The organism is Ruegeria sp. BE9 (genome assembly GCF_056538765.1).
This window is the reverse complement of record NZ_JBQFTS010000008.1, coordinates 1-17,266: the sequence shown is the minus strand read 5'-3', so window position 1 is coordinate 17,266 and position 17,266 is coordinate 1. Positions and strand designations below refer to the sequence as shown.

12 protein-coding genes are annotated in these 17,266 nt (G+C 58.7%); 9 read left to right on the top strand and 3 right to left on the bottom strand.

The features are described from left to right. Positions 1-26 precede the first annotated feature (26 nt). Entirely contained in the window at positions 27-1,550 is a 1,524-nt protein-coding gene (locus ACR0EO_RS18325) for a malonate--CoA ligase (RefSeq protein WP_480692258.1), read from the top strand. On the opposite strand, the gene ACR0EO_RS18320 is transcribed toward ACR0EO_RS18325, so the two are convergent. From ACR0EO_RS18320 to ACR0EO_RS18310, 3 genes are all read right to left on the bottom strand, one after another. Continuing rightward, a complete protein-coding gene (locus ACR0EO_RS18320) occupies positions 1,531-2,268 on the bottom strand; it encodes a metallophosphoesterase family protein (protein ID WP_480692256.1) in 738 nt (245 codons plus the stop codon). The genes ACR0EO_RS18325 and ACR0EO_RS18320 overlap by 20 nt on opposite strands. A 120-nt stretch (positions 2,269-2,388) precedes the next feature. Then, entirely contained in the window at positions 2,389-3,984 is a 1,596-nt protein-coding gene (serA, locus tag ACR0EO_RS18315; protein WP_480692254.1) for a phosphoglycerate dehydrogenase, read from the bottom strand. A gap of 59 nt (positions 3,985-4,043) precedes the next feature. After that, positions 4,044-5,198 (bottom strand): phosphoserine transaminase, encoded by a 1,155-nt coding sequence (locus ACR0EO_RS18310; RefSeq protein WP_480692252.1) that lies wholly within the window; start codon positions 5,196-5,198, stop codon positions 4,044-4,046. Positions 5,199-5,483: 285 nt separating this feature from the next. Here ACR0EO_RS18310 and ACR0EO_RS18305 point away from each other — a divergent pair, with 285 nt between their 5' ends. The 8 genes from ACR0EO_RS18305 to ACR0EO_RS18270 all read left to right on the top strand — a co-directional run bounded on the left by ACR0EO_RS18305 (position 5,484) and on the right by ACR0EO_RS18270 (position 17,142). After that, positions 5,484-6,068, top strand: coding sequence for an ANTAR domain-containing response regulator (locus ACR0EO_RS18305; protein ID WP_480692250.1), 585 nt, complete (start codon positions 5,484-5,486; stop codon positions 6,066-6,068). Further along, positions 6,065-7,237 (top strand): CmpA/NrtA family ABC transporter substrate-binding protein, encoded by a 1,173-nt coding sequence (locus ACR0EO_RS18300; protein ID WP_480692248.1) that lies wholly within the window; start codon positions 6,065-6,067, stop codon positions 7,235-7,237. Before ACR0EO_RS18305 ends, ACR0EO_RS18300 begins: the two co-directional genes overlap by 4 nt. A 271-nt stretch (positions 7,238-7,508) precedes the next feature. Next, positions 7,509-8,876, top strand: a complete 1,368-nt coding sequence (locus tag ACR0EO_RS18295; protein WP_480692246.1) for a CmpA/NrtA family ABC transporter substrate-binding protein — start codon at positions 7,509-7,511, stop codon at positions 8,874-8,876. Between the two features lie 95 nt (positions 8,877-8,971). After that, positions 8,972-10,057 (top strand): ABC transporter permease, encoded by a 1,086-nt coding sequence (locus ACR0EO_RS18290; RefSeq protein WP_480692244.1) that lies wholly within the window; start codon positions 8,972-8,974, stop codon positions 10,055-10,057. A 5-nt stretch (positions 10,058-10,062) separates the two neighbouring features. Continuing rightward, entirely contained in the window at positions 10,063-11,748 is a 1,686-nt protein-coding gene (locus ACR0EO_RS18285) for an ABC transporter ATP-binding protein (protein ID WP_480692242.1), read from the top strand. A 5-nt stretch (positions 11,749-11,753) separates the two neighbouring features. Next, complete coding sequence (gene nirB / locus ACR0EO_RS18280; protein ID WP_480692240.1) at positions 11,754-14,186, top strand: nitrite reductase large subunit NirB; 2,433 nt, start codon at positions 11,754-11,756, stop codon at positions 14,184-14,186. After that, complete coding sequence (gene nirD, locus ACR0EO_RS18275) at positions 14,183-14,515, top strand: nitrite reductase small subunit NirD (protein ID WP_480692238.1); 333 nt, start codon at positions 14,183-14,185, stop codon at positions 14,513-14,515. Before nirB ends, nirD begins: the two co-directional genes overlap by 4 nt. Beyond that, positions 14,512-17,142 (top strand): molybdopterin-dependent oxidoreductase, encoded by a 2,631-nt coding sequence (locus tag ACR0EO_RS18270; RefSeq protein WP_480692236.1) that lies wholly within the window; start codon positions 14,512-14,514, stop codon positions 17,140-17,142. Before nirD ends, ACR0EO_RS18270 begins: the two co-directional genes overlap by 4 nt. Positions 17,143-17,266: the final 124 nt, after the last annotated feature.

Genomic DNA, 17,266 nt, shown 5'->3' with positions numbered 1-17,266 from the left:
CCGAGCAGGCGTAAAGGAATATTGATATGGGTAACCCGCTATATGACCGGCTATTTGGCATTCACGCGGGCAAACACACCCCATTCCTGCATCTCCCTGACGGGCCGACCCTGACGCACGCCGCCTTTTTGGATATGGCCGCACAGATTGCGAACGCCCTAACGGGCTATGAGCTTGAACCGGGTGAGCGCGTAGCCGTACAGGTCGAGAAATCGCCCGAAGCGCTGGCGCTCTACGCAGCTTGCGCGCAGACCGGACTGATCTTTTTGCCGCTGAACACAGGCTACACAACAGCCGAGCTGCAGTACTTCATCGAAAACAGCGGCGCGAAACTTGTCGTGTGTGACGATGCCAAAGCTGAAGGGCTTGCCCCAATCGTAGCAGCGCAAAACGCCCGGTTAGAGACATTGAACGCCGATGGATCCGGCACCCTTATGCGGCGGTCTCTGGGAATGCTGCCTGCGTTTGAACCGGTCCGGCGAACCGAGGATGATTTGGCCGCGTTCCTGTACACATCCGGCACTACAGGACGATCAAAGGGGGCAATGCTGACACAGGCCAACCTGCTGTCGAATGCCGAGACGTTGGTCAAGGAATGGCGTTTCACCCGCGATGATGTACTGCTGCATGCGCTGCCGATCTTTCACACTCATGGGCTTTTTGTGGCGACAAATGTCGTTTTGGCCTCGGGCGGGTCAATGATCTTTCTGCCAAAGTTCGACCTTGAGGATATGTTGCGCCTGATGCCTCAGGCCACGTCGATGATGGGAGTGCCAACGTTCTATACTCGCTTGTTGGAAGACGATCGCTTTAACGGCGATCTGGCCCGGCACATGCGCTTGTTTATTTCCGGATCAGCCCCGCTGCTTGCTGAAACACATGAACGATTTCAGGAGCGCACCGGCCACCGCATCCTTGAACGTTATGGCATGACCGAAACCAACATGAGCACCTCAAACCCGTATGAAGGAGAGCGTCGTGCGGGCACCGTCGGGTTCCCTCTGCCTGATGTTGACCTGAAAATTACAGACCCTGAAACGGGAGAAACTCTGCCCAAGGGCGAGATCGGCATGATTGAAGTACGCGGCCCGAACGTTTTCCAAGGCTATTGGCAGATGCCCGAAAAGACTGCTGCCGAGCTTCGCGAAGATGGGTTCTTTATAACCGGCGATCTGGGGCGCGTGGACGAGGACGGCTATGTCCATATCGTGGGTCGAGGCAAAGATCTGATCATCTCGGGCGGTTACAACATCTACCCTAAAGAGATCGAACTGGTACTGGATGACCAGCCCGGTGTGTTGGAGAGCGCAGTGATCGGCGTCCCGCATCCGGATTTCGGCGAAACTCCTGTGGGCATTCTGGTACCGGAACCTGGTCAGCCCCCCAACGCCGAGACCATTCTTGCCAACGTGCAGGAGACATTGGCCCGTTTCAAACATCCCCGCAAGCTGATCGTTCTGAACGAGCTTCCACGCAATACGATGGGCAAGGTCCAGAAAAACATCTTGCGCGAGAACTACAAGGACCTGTTCACAAAGGGCCAGGGGTAAGCGGCACACGCCCCGCCTCAGTCAGCAACCAGCAGTCCCGACCCTCGAAGACTGCCGTTGCCAGCGGTCGTCCGTAACCTGCACCTGCGTCCAGATTGATCCGAATACCGCAGTGTTCGGCTCGATCCACCGGTGTATGCCCATGCACAACCAGCCAAGGATGCGGGCCGGGGTCGCGAAGAAATTCGTGACGTATCCAGACCAGATCGTCCTCAGCCTGTTGTTCCAGAGAGATACCCGGACGGATGCCGGCATGGACAAATAGCAACTCTCCCTCTTGATGGTACAGGGGCAAAGCGTTGATGAAGTCGATATGCTCGGGAGGAACTGCAGCGCAGGCCCATTCATTCACCTGAAAAATACGGTCTGTATCCTCAACTTCCACCCCGTAAGACGCCAACGTTTCCCGTCCACCCAGCCGAGCATCAAGCCAGTTCAACGTGATAGGCAGACGCTTATCTGCAATCTCACATTCCTGAACGAACCGGGACATCATCCGATCATGGTTTCCCTGGACCATCACCCAGTTCCGACCGGCTCGCTGTCCTTCGATCAGCAACTCGAGAACGCCACGGCTGTTGGGACCGCGATCTACGTAATCGCCCAGAAAAACCACGCGCGCATCGGGTCCTGCGTCCTGTTCGATAAGGCACAGCGCATTCTCCAGCATCTCAAGCTGACCGTGGATATCGCCAATGGCGTAGATGGGGGACGTCATGAAAAACCCTCTGAGAAAATGAATGCCTTGCTTGTGGCGTGATTTACGCGATCGGAAAAGAAAATACCCGCGCCGTGAAGGGCGCGGGTAAGGATTGTCTCAGAAACTCAACACAATCGCCTAGGCGACGTCAAACTCCAGCGGTTTGATCTGAGTGAAAAGTCCAGTTTCAGCCAGCTTGGCACGCGCCTCTGCTGGAACCGGTTCATCAACATACAGCAAGGCGATCGCCTCTCCGCCTGCCTCGGACCGACCCAGAGTAAAGTTCGCGATGTTGACTTCGTGATCGCCCATTGTCTGGCCCAGTGTACCGATGATGCCGGGTACGTCTTCGTTGGTGGTATAGAGCATATGCGCACCGATCTCGGCATCGATGTTGATACCTTTGATCTGAATGAAACGCGGTTTGCCGTCGCTGAACACGGTGCCCCCGATCGAACGCTCGCGTTTTTCGGTTACGACTGTGACCTTGATATACCCTTCGAACGCGCCGGATTTGTCCTGATTGGTGGTCGAAATCTTGATCCCGCGCTCTTTGGCGACCACAGGGGCCGAAACCATGTTAACCTCGGGATTGAACTTTTTCATGATGCCCGCGACCACAGCGCAGTTCAGCGCAGCAAGGTTCATTTCAGCGGCCACACCGTCATAAAGAATGTTGATCGCCTTGACCGGTTCGTCCGTCATCTGCCCGATGAAACTACCAAGATGGCCAGCCAACTTGATCCAAGGCCCCATAACTTTGGCCTCTTCCGCAGTCACGCTGGGCATGTTCAGCGCGTTCTCAACGGCTCCGGTCAACAGATAATTCGAGATCTGCTCTGCTACCTGCAGGGCCACGTTCTCCTGCGCTTCGGTCGTGGCCGCACCCAGGTGCGGCGTGCAAACTACGTTGGGCAGGTTGAACAGGGCATTATCCTTGGCCGGTTCTTCGCTGAACACGTCAAAAGCAGCTCCAGCAACGTGGCCAGACTTCAGAGCTTCGGCCAATGCATCCTCATCGACCAGACCACCGCGGGCGCAGTTGACGATGCGAACGCCCGGTTTGGTCTTGGCCAGATTTTCCCGGCTCAGAATATTTCGGGTCTGATCCGTCAGAGGCACGTGCAGAGTGATAAAGTCGGCGCGGGCCAGCAATTCATCAAGCTCCACCTTCTCAACACCCATTTTGGCGGCTTTTTCGTCACCCAGATAGGGATCATAGGCGACGACCTTCATCTTTAGGCCCAACGCACGTTCACAAACGATTCCGCCAATATTGCCCGCGCCAATGACGCCAAGGGTCTTATTGGTCAGCTCAATCCCCATGAATTTGGATTTTTCCCACTTGCCCGCATGGGTCGAAGTGCTGGCCTCGGGGATTTGCCGCGCCACAGCGAACATCATCGCAATCGCGTGTTCGGCGGTGGTGATCATGTTGCCGAACGGCGTGTTCATCACGATCACGCCCTTCTTCGAGGCCGCGTCCTTGTCGATATTGTCGGTGCCAATCCCGGCACGACCAATGACTTTCAGCTTGTCCGCCTTCTCCAAAATGGTGGGCGTGACTTTGGTTGCGGAACGAATGGCAAGGCCGTCATACTGACCGATCACCTCAGCCAGCTTGTCCTTGTCCTTGCCTAGGTCGGGCATGAAATCTACGTCGATGCCACGATCCCGGAAGATCTGCACGGCGGTTTCGCTGAGCTTGTCAGATACGAGTACTTTAGGGGCCATATTCTCTGGTCCTTGAATTGTATGGGAAGACCGGGCCGTGTGTGGCCCGGTGAAAAATGTCAGGCAGCTTCTGTCTGCGCGGCGATTTCAGCCTCGAAAGCCCATGCCAACCAGGGCAGCATCGCTTCGATATCCGAGGTTTCGACCGTGCCGCCGCACCAGATGCGCAACCCTGCAGGCGCGTCGCGATAGGCCCCGATGTCTAGAGCGATTTTCTCAGTCTCCAGCCGTTTGGCCACAGCTTTGGCAAAGGTTGCACCGTTCTGGATGCGCGCGTCGGTGAATTTCAGACAGACCGACGTATTTGACCGCGTCCTCGTATCCTCGGCCAAATTGTCGATCCATTCATTCTGGTCACAGAACGCATGCACAGCACCGGCATTGGCATCTGCACGGGCGATCAGCCCCTGCAAACCACCAACTGAGCGCGCCCAGTCCAGCGCGAATAGGTAATCCTCAACGGCCAGCATCGAAGGTGTGTTGATCGTCGCACCGGTAAAGATACCGTCGATCAGCTTGCCACCTTTGGTCAGACGGAAAATCTTGGGCAGCGGCCATGCTGGGGTGTAGCTCTCCAACCGCTCAACAGCGCGCGGGCTAAGGATCAGCATACCGTGTGCCGCTTCGCCACCCAGTACCTTCTGCCAGCTGAACGTGGTCACATCCAGCTTGTCCCAAGGCAGGTCCATCGCAAAGGCGGCCGAGGTCGCGTCGCAAATCGTCAGGCCCTGACGGTCATCAGCGATCCAATCGCCATTTGGTACACGCACACCCGAGGTGGTGCCATTCCAGGTAAACACAACGTCATTGGCAAAATCGATCGACGCCAGATCAACGATCTGACCATAATCCGCGGTTTTTACCTCGGCGTCGATTTTCAGCTGCTTGACCACATCAGTCACCCAGCCGGAACCAAAGCTTTCCCAAGCTAGCATCTCAACCTTGCGCTCACCCAAGAGCGACCACAACGCCATCTCAACCGCGCCGGTGTCCGAGGCCGGAACGATGCCGATTTTGTAATCCGCCGGAATTCCCAGAATCTCCCGCGTACCTTCAATGGCCGCCTTCAGCTTGTCCTTGCCAACAGCGGCACGGTGCGACCGGCCCAGCGCAGCATCGGCCAGCTTGCTCAGATCAAATGTGGGGGGTTTGGCACAGGGGCCCGAGGAAAAACGCGGATTTGCCGGCCGCGTCGCCGGTTGTTCATTCGTCATCTGTATTACCCTTCCAGATACACGCCCCTCGTTGGGGAGGGGTGTCCCACCTCAACACCTAGAAAGCTTGCCGCGGCGCAGCAAGAAGAAAAGACGCTTCAAAGTCAGAAAACGACATATCTTTCTGTCCCGCTCGCGGTCACGAGTTTCCGATAGGCGAAAGATTTAAGACCGGTTAACCCCCTAATCGGCGCGTCTGACTAATTTTTAGGCACTACCGGTCGGGCCTCGACGGATTCGCGCCCAATCTCTTGTTAAGTGGCATCTGGGCGGTGAAAAGAAGCCATGCCTGACACCCTGACTATCGTTGTTGTAGAGGAAGACCGCGAACGCGCGATTGCCATCGTCGACGCGTTGAAAGCATCGGGCGCCTATGATGTGCATGTGATCGGCAATGTCTCGAGCCTTGCCCGCAAGATCGCAGCACTTGCGCCGGATGTGGTGTTAATCGACATCGATAATCCGACTCGCGATATGCTGGAAGAATTGACCTTGGCCTCGGGCCCGTTAGAGCGCCCAGTGGCAATGTTCGTGTCGGGCGCAGCAGGAGATCTGGCCTCGACGGCAATTGAAGCCGGGCTGTCTGCCTATGTGGTGGACGGGATGCAGCCCGACCGTCTGAAGCCGGTGCTGGATGCCGCAATCGCCCGGTTCCAGATCGTACGTCAGATGCGCCGCGAACTGGCCGAGACCAAACGCGCGCTGGAAGAACGCAAAGTGATCGACCGCGCCAAGGGCCTTTTGATGAAAGCGCGCGGGGTCGAGGAGGAAGAGGCCTATGCGCTGTTGCGCAAGGCTGCGATGGATCAGGGCCGCCGCGTCGCCGATGTAGCCGAGGCGCTGGTGACGGCTTCGGGGTTGTTGTCATGAACGCGGTCACCTTGCCTGTTGCATATGTCCCGCTAGTAGATGCCGCCCCATTGATCGTGGCGCATGAGATGGGTCTGGCCCGCGCCGAAGGGATTGAGCTGGACCTGATCGCCGCGCCCTCTTGGTCATCCGTGCGGGACATGCTGGCCTTTGGCCGGGTTGATGCAGCACATTTGTTGTCACCGGTGCCCGTTGCAATGGCGCTGGGTCTGGGCGGGGTGACACAGCCCTTGTCTGCCGTTTCAGTCTTATCTGTGAACGGAGACGTCATCGGCGTCAGCCGCGCTTTGGAAACCCGCCTGCGTGAGACGGGGTATGATTTCGATTTCAGCGACCCGTTCAAGGCAGCCGCTGCGCTGGCCTCAGTCGCAGAACGGCCATTAGTCTTTGGAGTCCCCTTCCCGTTCTCACTACACGTTGAACTTCTGCATTGCTGGCTAGAAGCCACCGATCTTTCTGCTGTCGGGGTCGAAGTTCGCACCATTCCCCCGCCACTGATGGCGCAGGCTCTAGCCGAGGGTGATGTGGATGCCTTTTGTGTCGGCGAGCCATGGGGCTCTGTCGCCGTTGAGTCGCAAGCCGGTGCGCTGTTGCTGCCCGGACAGGCTATTTGGGCCTTTGCTCCGGAAAAAGTGCTGGCTGTGCGCACTGAATGGGCGGATACGGAACCGCACCTGCTGGGCAAGTTGATGCGGGCAGTCTGGCGCGCGGGACGTTGGCTGGGTCGACCCGGCAGCCAGACGGCCGCCGCTGAAATTCTCGCACGCGACTCTTATCTGAACCTACCTTCGGAACTGATCGACCGCGCTCTCTCTGGCCGGTTTACCATCAGCGGCCATGCAGAACAGCGCGAAGTACCGGGGTTTGTCGAGTTCCACGATGGCGCGGCTAACTTTCCCTGGCGCAGTCAGGCCAAATGGATCGCACAGCGACTGGCCGAGCGGTACGATCTGGATCCGCATCTGGCTCTGGCTCAGGCGGGCAGCGTATTTCGCAGCGATATCTATCGCAATCAGCTTGCCAGTATCGGTGCTGATCTGCCCGGCGCGTCAGAAAAGCTCGAAGGTGCGATTCGAGAAACAACCCCTGTTGCCTCACATAACGGCCAACTGTCACTGAAACGGGATGCGTTTCTGGATGGTCGCATTTTTGATCCTCAGGATATCTGAAGCTCAAAAATTAAGCAGCATTCAGCGGCAGACAGAGCAAACGCAGAAAATCTTGCCGCATCGCAGCAAAATTGCTTGAACCGCGCCCGGTCTTCTTCGAATCTGACCTCAACGGCACGCAATGGCGTGTGTCGATAGAATTTATCCCAAAGTTTGGGACCGACTGAGCAAAGCCGCTCACTCTCTGGCCTCCTCCTCCCGGTCAGAGCGTGCAGCGGCTTTTTGTTTTTCAACCCCGGTGATCCGGGAACAAGAAAAGGGACAGACCCACATGAAGAAATTCCTTGCAGGCCTTGTCGCCACAACCGCCCTGATCAGCCCGGCCATGGCCGAGACGCTTGAACTGGAAAAAGACGAACTGACCTTCGGCTTTATTAAACTGACCGACATGGCCCCTTTGGCCGTGGCTTATGAAAACGGCTACTTCCTGGACGAAGGCCTGTTCGTGACGCTTGAGGCGCAGGCCAACTGGAAGGTTCTGCTGGACGGCGTAATCGACGGCCAACTGGACGGAGCGCACATGCTGGCCGGTCAACCTTTGGCCGCGACAATCGGATATGGCACACAGGCGCATATCGTTACCCCGTTCTCGATGGATCTGAACGGCAACGGTATCACCGTGTCGAATGAAGTTTGGGAAGAAATGAAGCCCAACATTCCGGTTATGGATGACGGTCGCCCGCAGCACCCGATCAGCGCCGAAGCTCTGGCCCCGGTGGTCGAAAGGTACAAATCCGAAGGCAAGCCGTTCAACATGGGCATGGTCTTCCCGGTCTCGACCCATAACTACGAACTGCGTTACTGGCTGGCTGCCGGTGGTCTGAACCCAGGTTACTACAGCCCGGAAGACGTGACCGGCCAGATTGGCGCGGATGTATTCCTGTCAGTGACACCTCCGCCGCAAATGCCAGCCACTTTGGAGGCAGGCACTATTTATGGCTATTGCGTGGGTGAGCCGTGGAACCAGCAGGCAGTCTTCAAAGGCATCGGCGTGCCGGTGATCACCGACTATGAGCTGTGGAAGAACAACCCGGAAAAAGTCTTCGGTATCACCGCCGAGTTTGCCGAGGAATACCCGAACACTGCCCGCGCCGTGACCAAAGCTCTGATCCGTGCCGCGATCTGGCTGGATGAAAATGACAACGCCAACCGCCCCGCCGCGGTCGAGATGCTGAGCCAGCCCGAGTATGTGGGCGCTGATTACGACGTGATTGCGAACTCGATGACCGGCACGTTCGAATACGAAAAGGGAGACAAGCGCGACGTACCCGATTTCAACGTGTTCTTCCGCTACAACGCGACCTACCCGTTCTATTCCGACGCCATCTGGTACCTGACACAGATGCGCCGCTGGGGTCAGATCGCCGAGCCGCAAACAGACGCGTGGTATGACGAGGTCGCCAAGTCGGTCTATCGCCCCGACATCTATTTGGACGCCGCCCGCATGCTAGTCGACGAAGGCTTGGCGAATGAGGCCGACTTCCCCTGGGACAGCGATGGCTACAAAGCTCCAACGCCCGCCGAGGATATCATCGACGGCATCCCTTATGACGCCCGCCAGCCCAACGCCTATCTGCAGAGCCTGCCGATTGGCCTGAAAGGCGAGCAGGTCGTCGTCGGCACCGAAGTTCAGGGCTAACGCCCCTGCCTCCCGGCCCGGAGCGGTCGGGGGGCTTCCCTCTCAAACAGAATTCTACCCCGCCCGGACAGCAACCCGGGCCAGGAGACCGCAAGATGACAGCCATCGACCACGATACGCTATCCGCTGATGCTGAACGCGAGGCCCGCAAGGCCCGCCTGTTCACCCGGATCAACGCCGCCGACAAATGGTTTCAGGTTCTGGGCCTGTCCTGGATCACGCCGGTTCTAAAGGCCGCCGCAGGCGACAACCCCCGCGCCCAAATGGGCGAGATTTGGCGTTTGCTTGCCGTGCCGCTACTGGCCATCTGCGCGTTCCTGCTGCTGTGGGGCACGCTGGCGCCCAAGGTGCAAACCTCGCTGGGCGCTGTCCCCGGACCAGCTCAGGTTTGGTCCGAGGCAGTCAGTCTGCATCAGGACGCGCAAGCAAAAGCCGCCAAAAAGGCCAAGTTCGAGGCGATGGTCGAAAAGCGGAACCAGAAATTCATCGACGCCGGCCAACCTGAGAAGGTGAAGGAAGTCGCCTATACCGGCGCGCCGAGCTATTACAACCAGATCTGGACTTCAATCAAAACGGTCTTCTTCGGCTTTCTGATCGCCACCATCGTGGCCGTGCCGCTGGGCATTGCTGCGGGCCTTTCGCCCACTGCAAATGCCGCACTGAACCCGCTGATCCAGATTTTCAAGCCGGTGTCACCGTTGGCCTGGCTGCCGATTGTGACCATGATCGTCTCGGCCGTGTACGTCACCAATGACGGCTGGTTCGCGAAGTCCTTCCTGATCTCGGCCATCACCGTGACGCTGTGTTCGCTGTGGCCGACGCTGATCAACACCTCGCTGGGTGTTGCGTCGATCGACAAGGATCTGGTGAACGTGTCGAAGGTTCTGAAAATGAACACCTTCACCAAGATCACCAAGCTGGTTCTGCCCTCGGCCCTGCCGCTGATCTTCACCGGTCTGCGCTTGTCGCTTGGCGTCGGCTGGATGGTTCTGATCGCGGCCGAGATGCTGGCGCAGAACCCCGGTCTGGGCAAGTTCGTCTGGGATGAGTTCCAGAACGGCTCCTCCAGCTCGCTCGCCAAGATCATGGTGGCTGTGTTCACTATCGGCATCATCGGCTTCCTGCTGGATCGCGTGATGTACGCACTGCAGTCCCTGTTCACCTTCTCGAATAACCGGTGATCGACATGGCTGTGATGGAATTCAAAAACGTCAGCAAATCCTTCGGCACCGGTACTGCCGCGACGGATGTGCTGAAAGACATCAACCTCTCGGTTGAAGAAGGCGAGTTCGTGGTTCTGCTGGGCTTTTCCGGCACCGGTAAGACCACGCTGATCAACCTGATGGCGGGGATCGAGTTCCCCTCCAAAGGCAGCGTCACCTTCCGCGACAAACCCATCGCCGGTCCCGCGCCGGAACGAGGGGTGATCTTCCAAAACTACTCGCTGATGCCGTGGCTGACGGTGACGGGCAATGTGCGACTGGCCGTGGATGCGGTCTTTCCCAAGATGCCCAAGGCTGAGAAAGAGGAAAAGGTCGCCCACTACATCCGCATGGTTGGCCTGAGCCACGCCGCTGGTCGCCGCCCTGCCGAACTGTCGGGCGGAATGCGTCAGCGGGTGAACGTGGCCCGTGCTTTGGCGATGGACCCCGAAGTTTTGCTGCTGGACGAGCCGCTGTCGGCGCTGGACGCGCTGACCCGCGGCAATCTGGCGGAAGAGATCGAAAAGATCTGGGAAGAGAACCGCAAGACCTGTGTTCTGATCACCAATGACGTGGACGAGGCGATCTTGCTGGCAGACCGCATCATTCCGCTGAACCCCGATGGCACTTTGGGGACCGAGTTCAAAGTCTCGATCCCCCGCCCCCGCGACCGCTCGGCCATGAACCATGACGAGACTTTCAAGGCCCTGCGCGGCGAGGTCACCAAGTACCTGATGGATGTGGGGATTGAGGCCAAGGTTGAAGGCACCAAAACCCTACCCGATGTAACTCCGATCCATGGTGTACCTGCGGCAGTAAAAGAGGCGCAGACGGGTCTGATCGACGAACGCTATCTGGACTTCAGCCAGTTGCACAAGATCTACCCCACGCCCAAAGGCCCGCTGACTGTGGTCGAGGATTTCAACCTCAAGCTCAACCGGGGTGAGTTCATTTCGCTGATCGGCCACTCGGGCTGCGGTAAGTCCACGGTCCTGACAATGGCCGCCGGTCTAAATGAAATCTCGAAAGGTGCGATCAAGCTGGATGGCCGCCATGTCGAAGGTGCTGATCCCGAGCGCGCTGTGGTGTTCCAATCGCCTTCGCTGTTCCCATGGCTGACTGCCAAGGAAAACGTCTCGGTCGGTGTGGACCGCGTGTATCCGCGCGCCAGTCAGGCCGAGCGGCAGGATGTGGTGGAGTACTACTTGGAACGGGTCGGTCTGGCCGACGCGATGGACAAATCCGCCGCCGACATGTCGAACGGGATGCGCCAGCGTGTTGGAATCGCCCGCGCCTTTGCCCTGTCACCGAAACTGCTGCTGCTGGATGAGCCCTTCGGGATGCTCGACAGCCTCACCCGGTGGGAGCTGCAGGAGGTTCTGATGGAGGTTTGGTCGCGCACCAAAGTCACCACGATCTGCGTCACGCATGATGTGGACGAGGCGATCCTGCTGGCCGACCGCGTGGTGATGATGACCAACGGCCCTCAGGCCACGATCGGCAAGATCACCAATGTCGACCTGCCACGTCCGCGCACCCGCAAGGCGTTGCTGGCCCATCCTGATTACTACGAATACCGGCAAGAGGTGTTGGATTTCCTCGAAGAATACGAGCACGGGGCCAAACCCAAGCCCAAATCCCCTGCCCCCAAAGCCATCGCTGCGGAGTGAATGACATGAAACAGAAACTGGTTGTCATCGGTGCTGGCATGGCCTCGGGCCGGGTGTTGGAACACCTGACCGACGCCGCCCCCGATGCGTTCGACATCACCCTGTTCAACGCTGAGCCGCGCGGGAACTATAACCGCATCATGCTGAGCCCGGTTCTGGCAGGCGATCAGACATACGAGGACATCGTCACCCATGACGACCCCTGGTATGCCGAACGCGGGATCACCTGCCGGTTTGGCGAGAAAGTGGTCAAGATCGACCGCGAGTTGAAAGTGGTCGAGGGAGAAAACGGTCATGTGCCTTATGACAAACTGATCTTCGGCACCGGGTCGAACCCGTTCATGATCCCGATGCCGGGACATGATCTGGACGGCGTCATCGCCTATCGCGATCTGGAAGACACCGAACAGATGATGGGCATGGGCGCAGGCAACAAAGTGGTCGTGATCGGCGGCGGCTTGCTGGGGCTTGAAGCCGCCGCTGGCATGGCCGCACGCGGGGCCGATGTGACCGTGGTGCATATCATGGGCCACTTGATGGAACGTCAGCTGGACCCTGCCGCTGGGTATCTGTTGAAGAAATCACTGGAAGAAAAAGGCATCACTGTTCTGCTGAATGCCAAATCGACCGAAATCGCGGGCAAGGATGGCAAGGCCCGGGCGCTGCTGTTGGAGGACGGCACAGAATTGCCCTGCGACCTGTTGGTGATGGCTGTGGGCATTCGCCCAAACACCGCCCTGGCGCAGGACACGGGCCTTGCCGTGGGCCGGGGCATCCACGTGGACGATCAGATGATCACCTCGGACGCGGATATTTTTGCCGTTGGTGAATGCGTCGAACATCAGGGCGAGATCTTTGGCCTTGTCGCGCCGCTTTACGACCAAGCCAAGGTACTGGCGCAGACCCTGCTGGGCGAGGAAGCCGCGTTCAAGCAACGCTCGCTGTCCACCAAGCTGAAGGTAACCGGTTGCGACCTGTTCAGTGCAGGCAACTTTGCTGAGGGCGAGACCCGCGAAGACATCGTGTTCCGTGACCCGGCGCGGGGTGTCTACAAGCGTCTGGTGCTGGAAGGCGACAAGCTGGTCGGCGCCGTCATGTATGGCGAAACCGGCGACAGCAACTGGTTCTTCGGTCTGATCCGCGATGGTGAAGACGTCTCCGAGATGCGCGAGACGCTGATCTTTGGCCCGGCCTATCAGGGGGGTGCCACTGCGGACCCTCTCTCAGCCGTTGCAGCATTGCCGCCTGAGGCGGAAATCTGTGGCTGCAACGGCGTCTGCAAATCCGACATCACCACCGCCATCGAAGGCGGCGCAAGCGATCTGGGCGCCATCCGCGCGACGACCAAAGCCAGCGCGTCCTGCGGAACCTGCACCGGGCTGGTGGAACAATTGCTGCAGGTCACGCTGGGCGATGACTTCCAAATGCCCACCGCGCAGCCCATCTGTGGCTGCTGCGACCTGACCCACGAGGACGTTCGCCGCCTGATCAAATCGCAAGAGCTGAAAAGTCAGGAGGCCGTCTGGCAGGAGCTGGGCTGGAAAACCCGTAACGGTTGCCATGTCTGCCGCCCTGCGGTGAACTACTACCTGCTGGCTGATTGGCCGGTCGAATATCAGGACGACCCGCAAAGCCGTTTCGTCAACGAACGCAAACACGCCAACATCCAAAAGGACGGCACATTTAGCGTTGTGCCGCGCATGTGGGGCGGCATCACCAACCCGGCTGAACTGCGCGCCATTGCTGACGCCGCCGAAAAATACGATGTGCCCACGGTCAAAGTCACCGGCGGTCAGCGTATCGACTTGTTGGGTGTTAAAGGCTCCGACCTGCCTTACATCTGGTCCGATCTGAACAAAGCCGGGCTGGTCTCGGGTCATGCCTATTCCAAGGGTCTGCGCACTGTAAAAACCTGTGTCGGTACCGATCACTGCCGGTTCGGCACGCAGGACAGCACGGGCCTTGGCGTGAAGCTTGAGAAAATCCTGTGGGGCTCGTGGACGCCGCATAAGCTGAAGCTGGCGGTCTCTGGCTGCCCGCGCAACTGTGCCGAGGCGACTTGTAAGGATATCGGCGTTGTCTGCGTGGACTCGGGCTATCAGATCAGCATCGGCGGCGCCGCGGGCATGGACGTCAAGGAAACCGAACTGCTGGTACAAGTCCCCACCGAGGAGGAGGCCATTGAGGTCGTCATGGCCGTCACCCAAGCCTATCGCGAAGGCGGCAAGTATCTGGACCGTCTGTATAAATGGATGGCGAAGGTTGGCCTCGACTGGATCAAGGAAACCGTGGTGGACGATCTCGACAACCGCCGTGCGCTGGTTGAGCGGTTCGAACTCAGCCAATCCATTTATCGCAAAGACCCATGGGCCGAACAGGCCAAAGAGGCCCCGCGCTTTGCGCCGCTGGCCGATCTGACACTGGAGGCCGCAGAATGAACTGGATCGACATCGGACATATCGACGACATCCCCTTGCGCGGCGCGCGCGTAGTGAAAACACCGGTTGGCTGCGTCGCCCTGTTCCGCACGGGCACAAATGAGGTCTTTGCCGCCTCGGACCGCTGCCCCCATAAGGGCGGGCCGCTCTCTGAGGGCATCGTTCATGGCCAGTCCGTCACCTGCCCGCTGCACAACTGGGTGTTCGACCTGAATACCGGTCATGCACAAGGCGCGGATGAAGGCCAGATCGCCACCTACCCAGTGCAGGTGGATGGCGACCGCATCCTGCTCGACAGCACTTCACTGGGTCAAAGGAGCGCCGCGTGAAAGACCTGACCGCCTGCGCCACGCGCTCAACCTGTCCCTATTGCGGGGTGGGCTGCGGTGTTCTGCTGCAACCGGACGGCGCCGGAGGCATAACGGTCACCGGTGATCCGGACCATCCGGCCAATAAGGGTCGGCTGTGTTCCAAAGGTTCCGCGCTGGCCGAAACCGTGGGCCTGTCGCAACGGCTGCTTTCACCAGTCGTTGCAGGCGAAGAGACCGGCTGGGACGACGCCCTACAACTGGTCGCAGACCGTTTCCGCGAGACCATCTCTGAACACGGGCCGGATTCGGTGGCCTTCTATGTTTCGGGGCAACTGCTGACCGAGGATTACTACGTCGCCAACAAGCTGATGAAGGGCTTTATCGGCTCGGCCAATATCGACACTAACTCACGGCTTTGCATGGCGTCGACCGTGGCGGGGCACAAACGCGCCTTTGGCACCGATACCGTCCCGGGCACGTATGAGGATATTGATGAAGCCGATCTGGTGGTTTTGGTCGGCTCGAACCTCGCCTGGTGCCACCCGGTTCTTTATCAACGCCTGATGTCTGCACGACAGGCAGGGGGCACCAAGATTGTGGTGATCGACCCGCGCCGCACGGCATCGTGTGACAGCGCCGATCTGCACCTGCCACTGGCAGCAGGCAGTGATGTGGCGGTGTTCAACCACCTACTGACCCAGATCGACGCGCGAGGATTGGTAGATGCAGACTTCTTAACGCATACCAACGGGTTTGATGATGCTTTGACCGCAGCGCAGGCCGATGATGTCTCAGTCACCGGGCTGGACCAGAACGATATCGCTCAGTTCTGTGAAATGTGGATGGGCACGCAGAGAGTCGTGACGATCTTCAGCCAAGGCGTGAACCAGTCCACCTCGGGCAGCGACAAGGTGAACGCGATCCTAAATTGTCACCTCGCGACCGGGCGCATCGGTAAACCCGGCTGCGGGCCGCTGTCCGTCACTGGTCAACCGAACGCTATGGGCGGACGCGAGGTCGGTGGACTAGCCAATATGCTCGCCTGCCACCTGGATATCGAAAACGCCGATCACCGCGCCACCGTGCGAGATTTCTGGTCGGCCCCGAATATGCCCGAAGTCCCCGGTTTGAAAGCGGTGGATATGTTCCGAGCCGTCGGCGACGGTCGAATTAAGGCATTGTGGGTGATCCACACAAACCCGGCCGTGTCGATGCCCGAGGCCGATGCCGTGCGCGATGCTATTGCCGCCTGCCCCTTTACCGTCGTCTCGGATATTACCGGCCGCACTGACACAGCGCGGTTGGCCGATGTGCTGCTACCGGCCGCAGCCTGGGCCGAGAAAGACGGCACTGTCACCAATTCCGACCGAACGATCAGCCGTCAGCGCAGTGTATTGCCCCCACCGGGACAGGCGCGTGCCGACTGGGATATACTGGCTGAGGTTGGCCAGCGAATGGGCTGGAAAACCGCCTTTGACTACCAGTCCCCTCACGAGATTTTTCGCGAATATGCCGCCCTGTCCGGCGTGGCGGCCCGTTTCAAAAGGGATTTTGACATCTCGGGATGGGCGGATTTGGACGCATCCGGATATGAAGCCTTGGCCCCTACCCGCTGGCCTGTGTCAGCCGCACGGCAAGGTGGACGTTTTTTTGCAGACGGGCAATTCTATCACTCAGACGGCAAAGCGCGGCTATTGCCTGTGTCCTGGTGCCCTCCGGCCGCCAAACCCGGTCCGCGCTACCCGTTCTGGCTAAACACCGGACGGCTCCGCGATCAATGGCATACGATGACACGCACCGGGCTTTCCGCCCGTTTGTCATCTCACCTGCCCGAACCGTTTCTGGATATCCATCCAGCAGATGCCCGTTCCAATGAAATTGCGGCCGCTGATCTGGTCGAAGTGTCCAGCCCCCATGGCAAAACCATTTTACGCGCTAGGATCAGCGAATCTGTATCACCAGGTCAGGTTTTTGCACCGATACACTGGACCGGGGAAACCGCACCTTCGGCACGAATTGATACCGTAATTGCGGCGGCGACCGACCCTGTTTCAGGTCAGCCAGAAAGCAAGGCATCGGTTGTGAATATAGCTCGCTACAACGCAGTTTGGTTCGGGTTTGCCGTTTCCGATCGCGAGATGACGCCGAGCTGTGAATACTGGGCCCAAAGCCCAACGAAAGCCGGCTATCGCGCTGAACTGGCAGGCCTTGATCAGATCGAAGATTGGCACGCGGCTGCTCGCGACCTGTTCGGGCTGCCTGATGCCGAAATTACGGCAGTTGAGGACACGTCACGAGGAGTTGCCCGGCTGGCTTGCCGTCAGAATGGACAATTGGTTGCGGCACTCTTTATCTCGGCCGAACCAGTTGCAGTGATGCGAGACTACCTAGCCACGTTACCGCAGGTTCCGAACCTGGGCTTGTTGTCGGGGCGTGCGCCGGCGGACATGCCGGACCCCGGCCCAGTATTGTGCTCGTGTTTCGATGTTGGTGTGAATACGATCCTTACAGCGATCGAAACCAAAGGTCTGATTTCGGTCGAGGCTATTGGTGAGGCTTTGCAGGCAGGAACCAATTGTGGGTCCTGCCGCCCTGAACTGGCGTCGTTACTGGTTTCAACTCAACAAAAGGAAGCAGCGGAATAGAAAACCCCCCGCCTTTTTGGGCGGGGGGTTAGGTTTACTCTGCGGCTTCTTCGTATTCGGACATTGGTGGGCATGTGCAGATTAGGTTTCTGTCGCCGTATGCGTTGTCGACGCGGTTGACGGG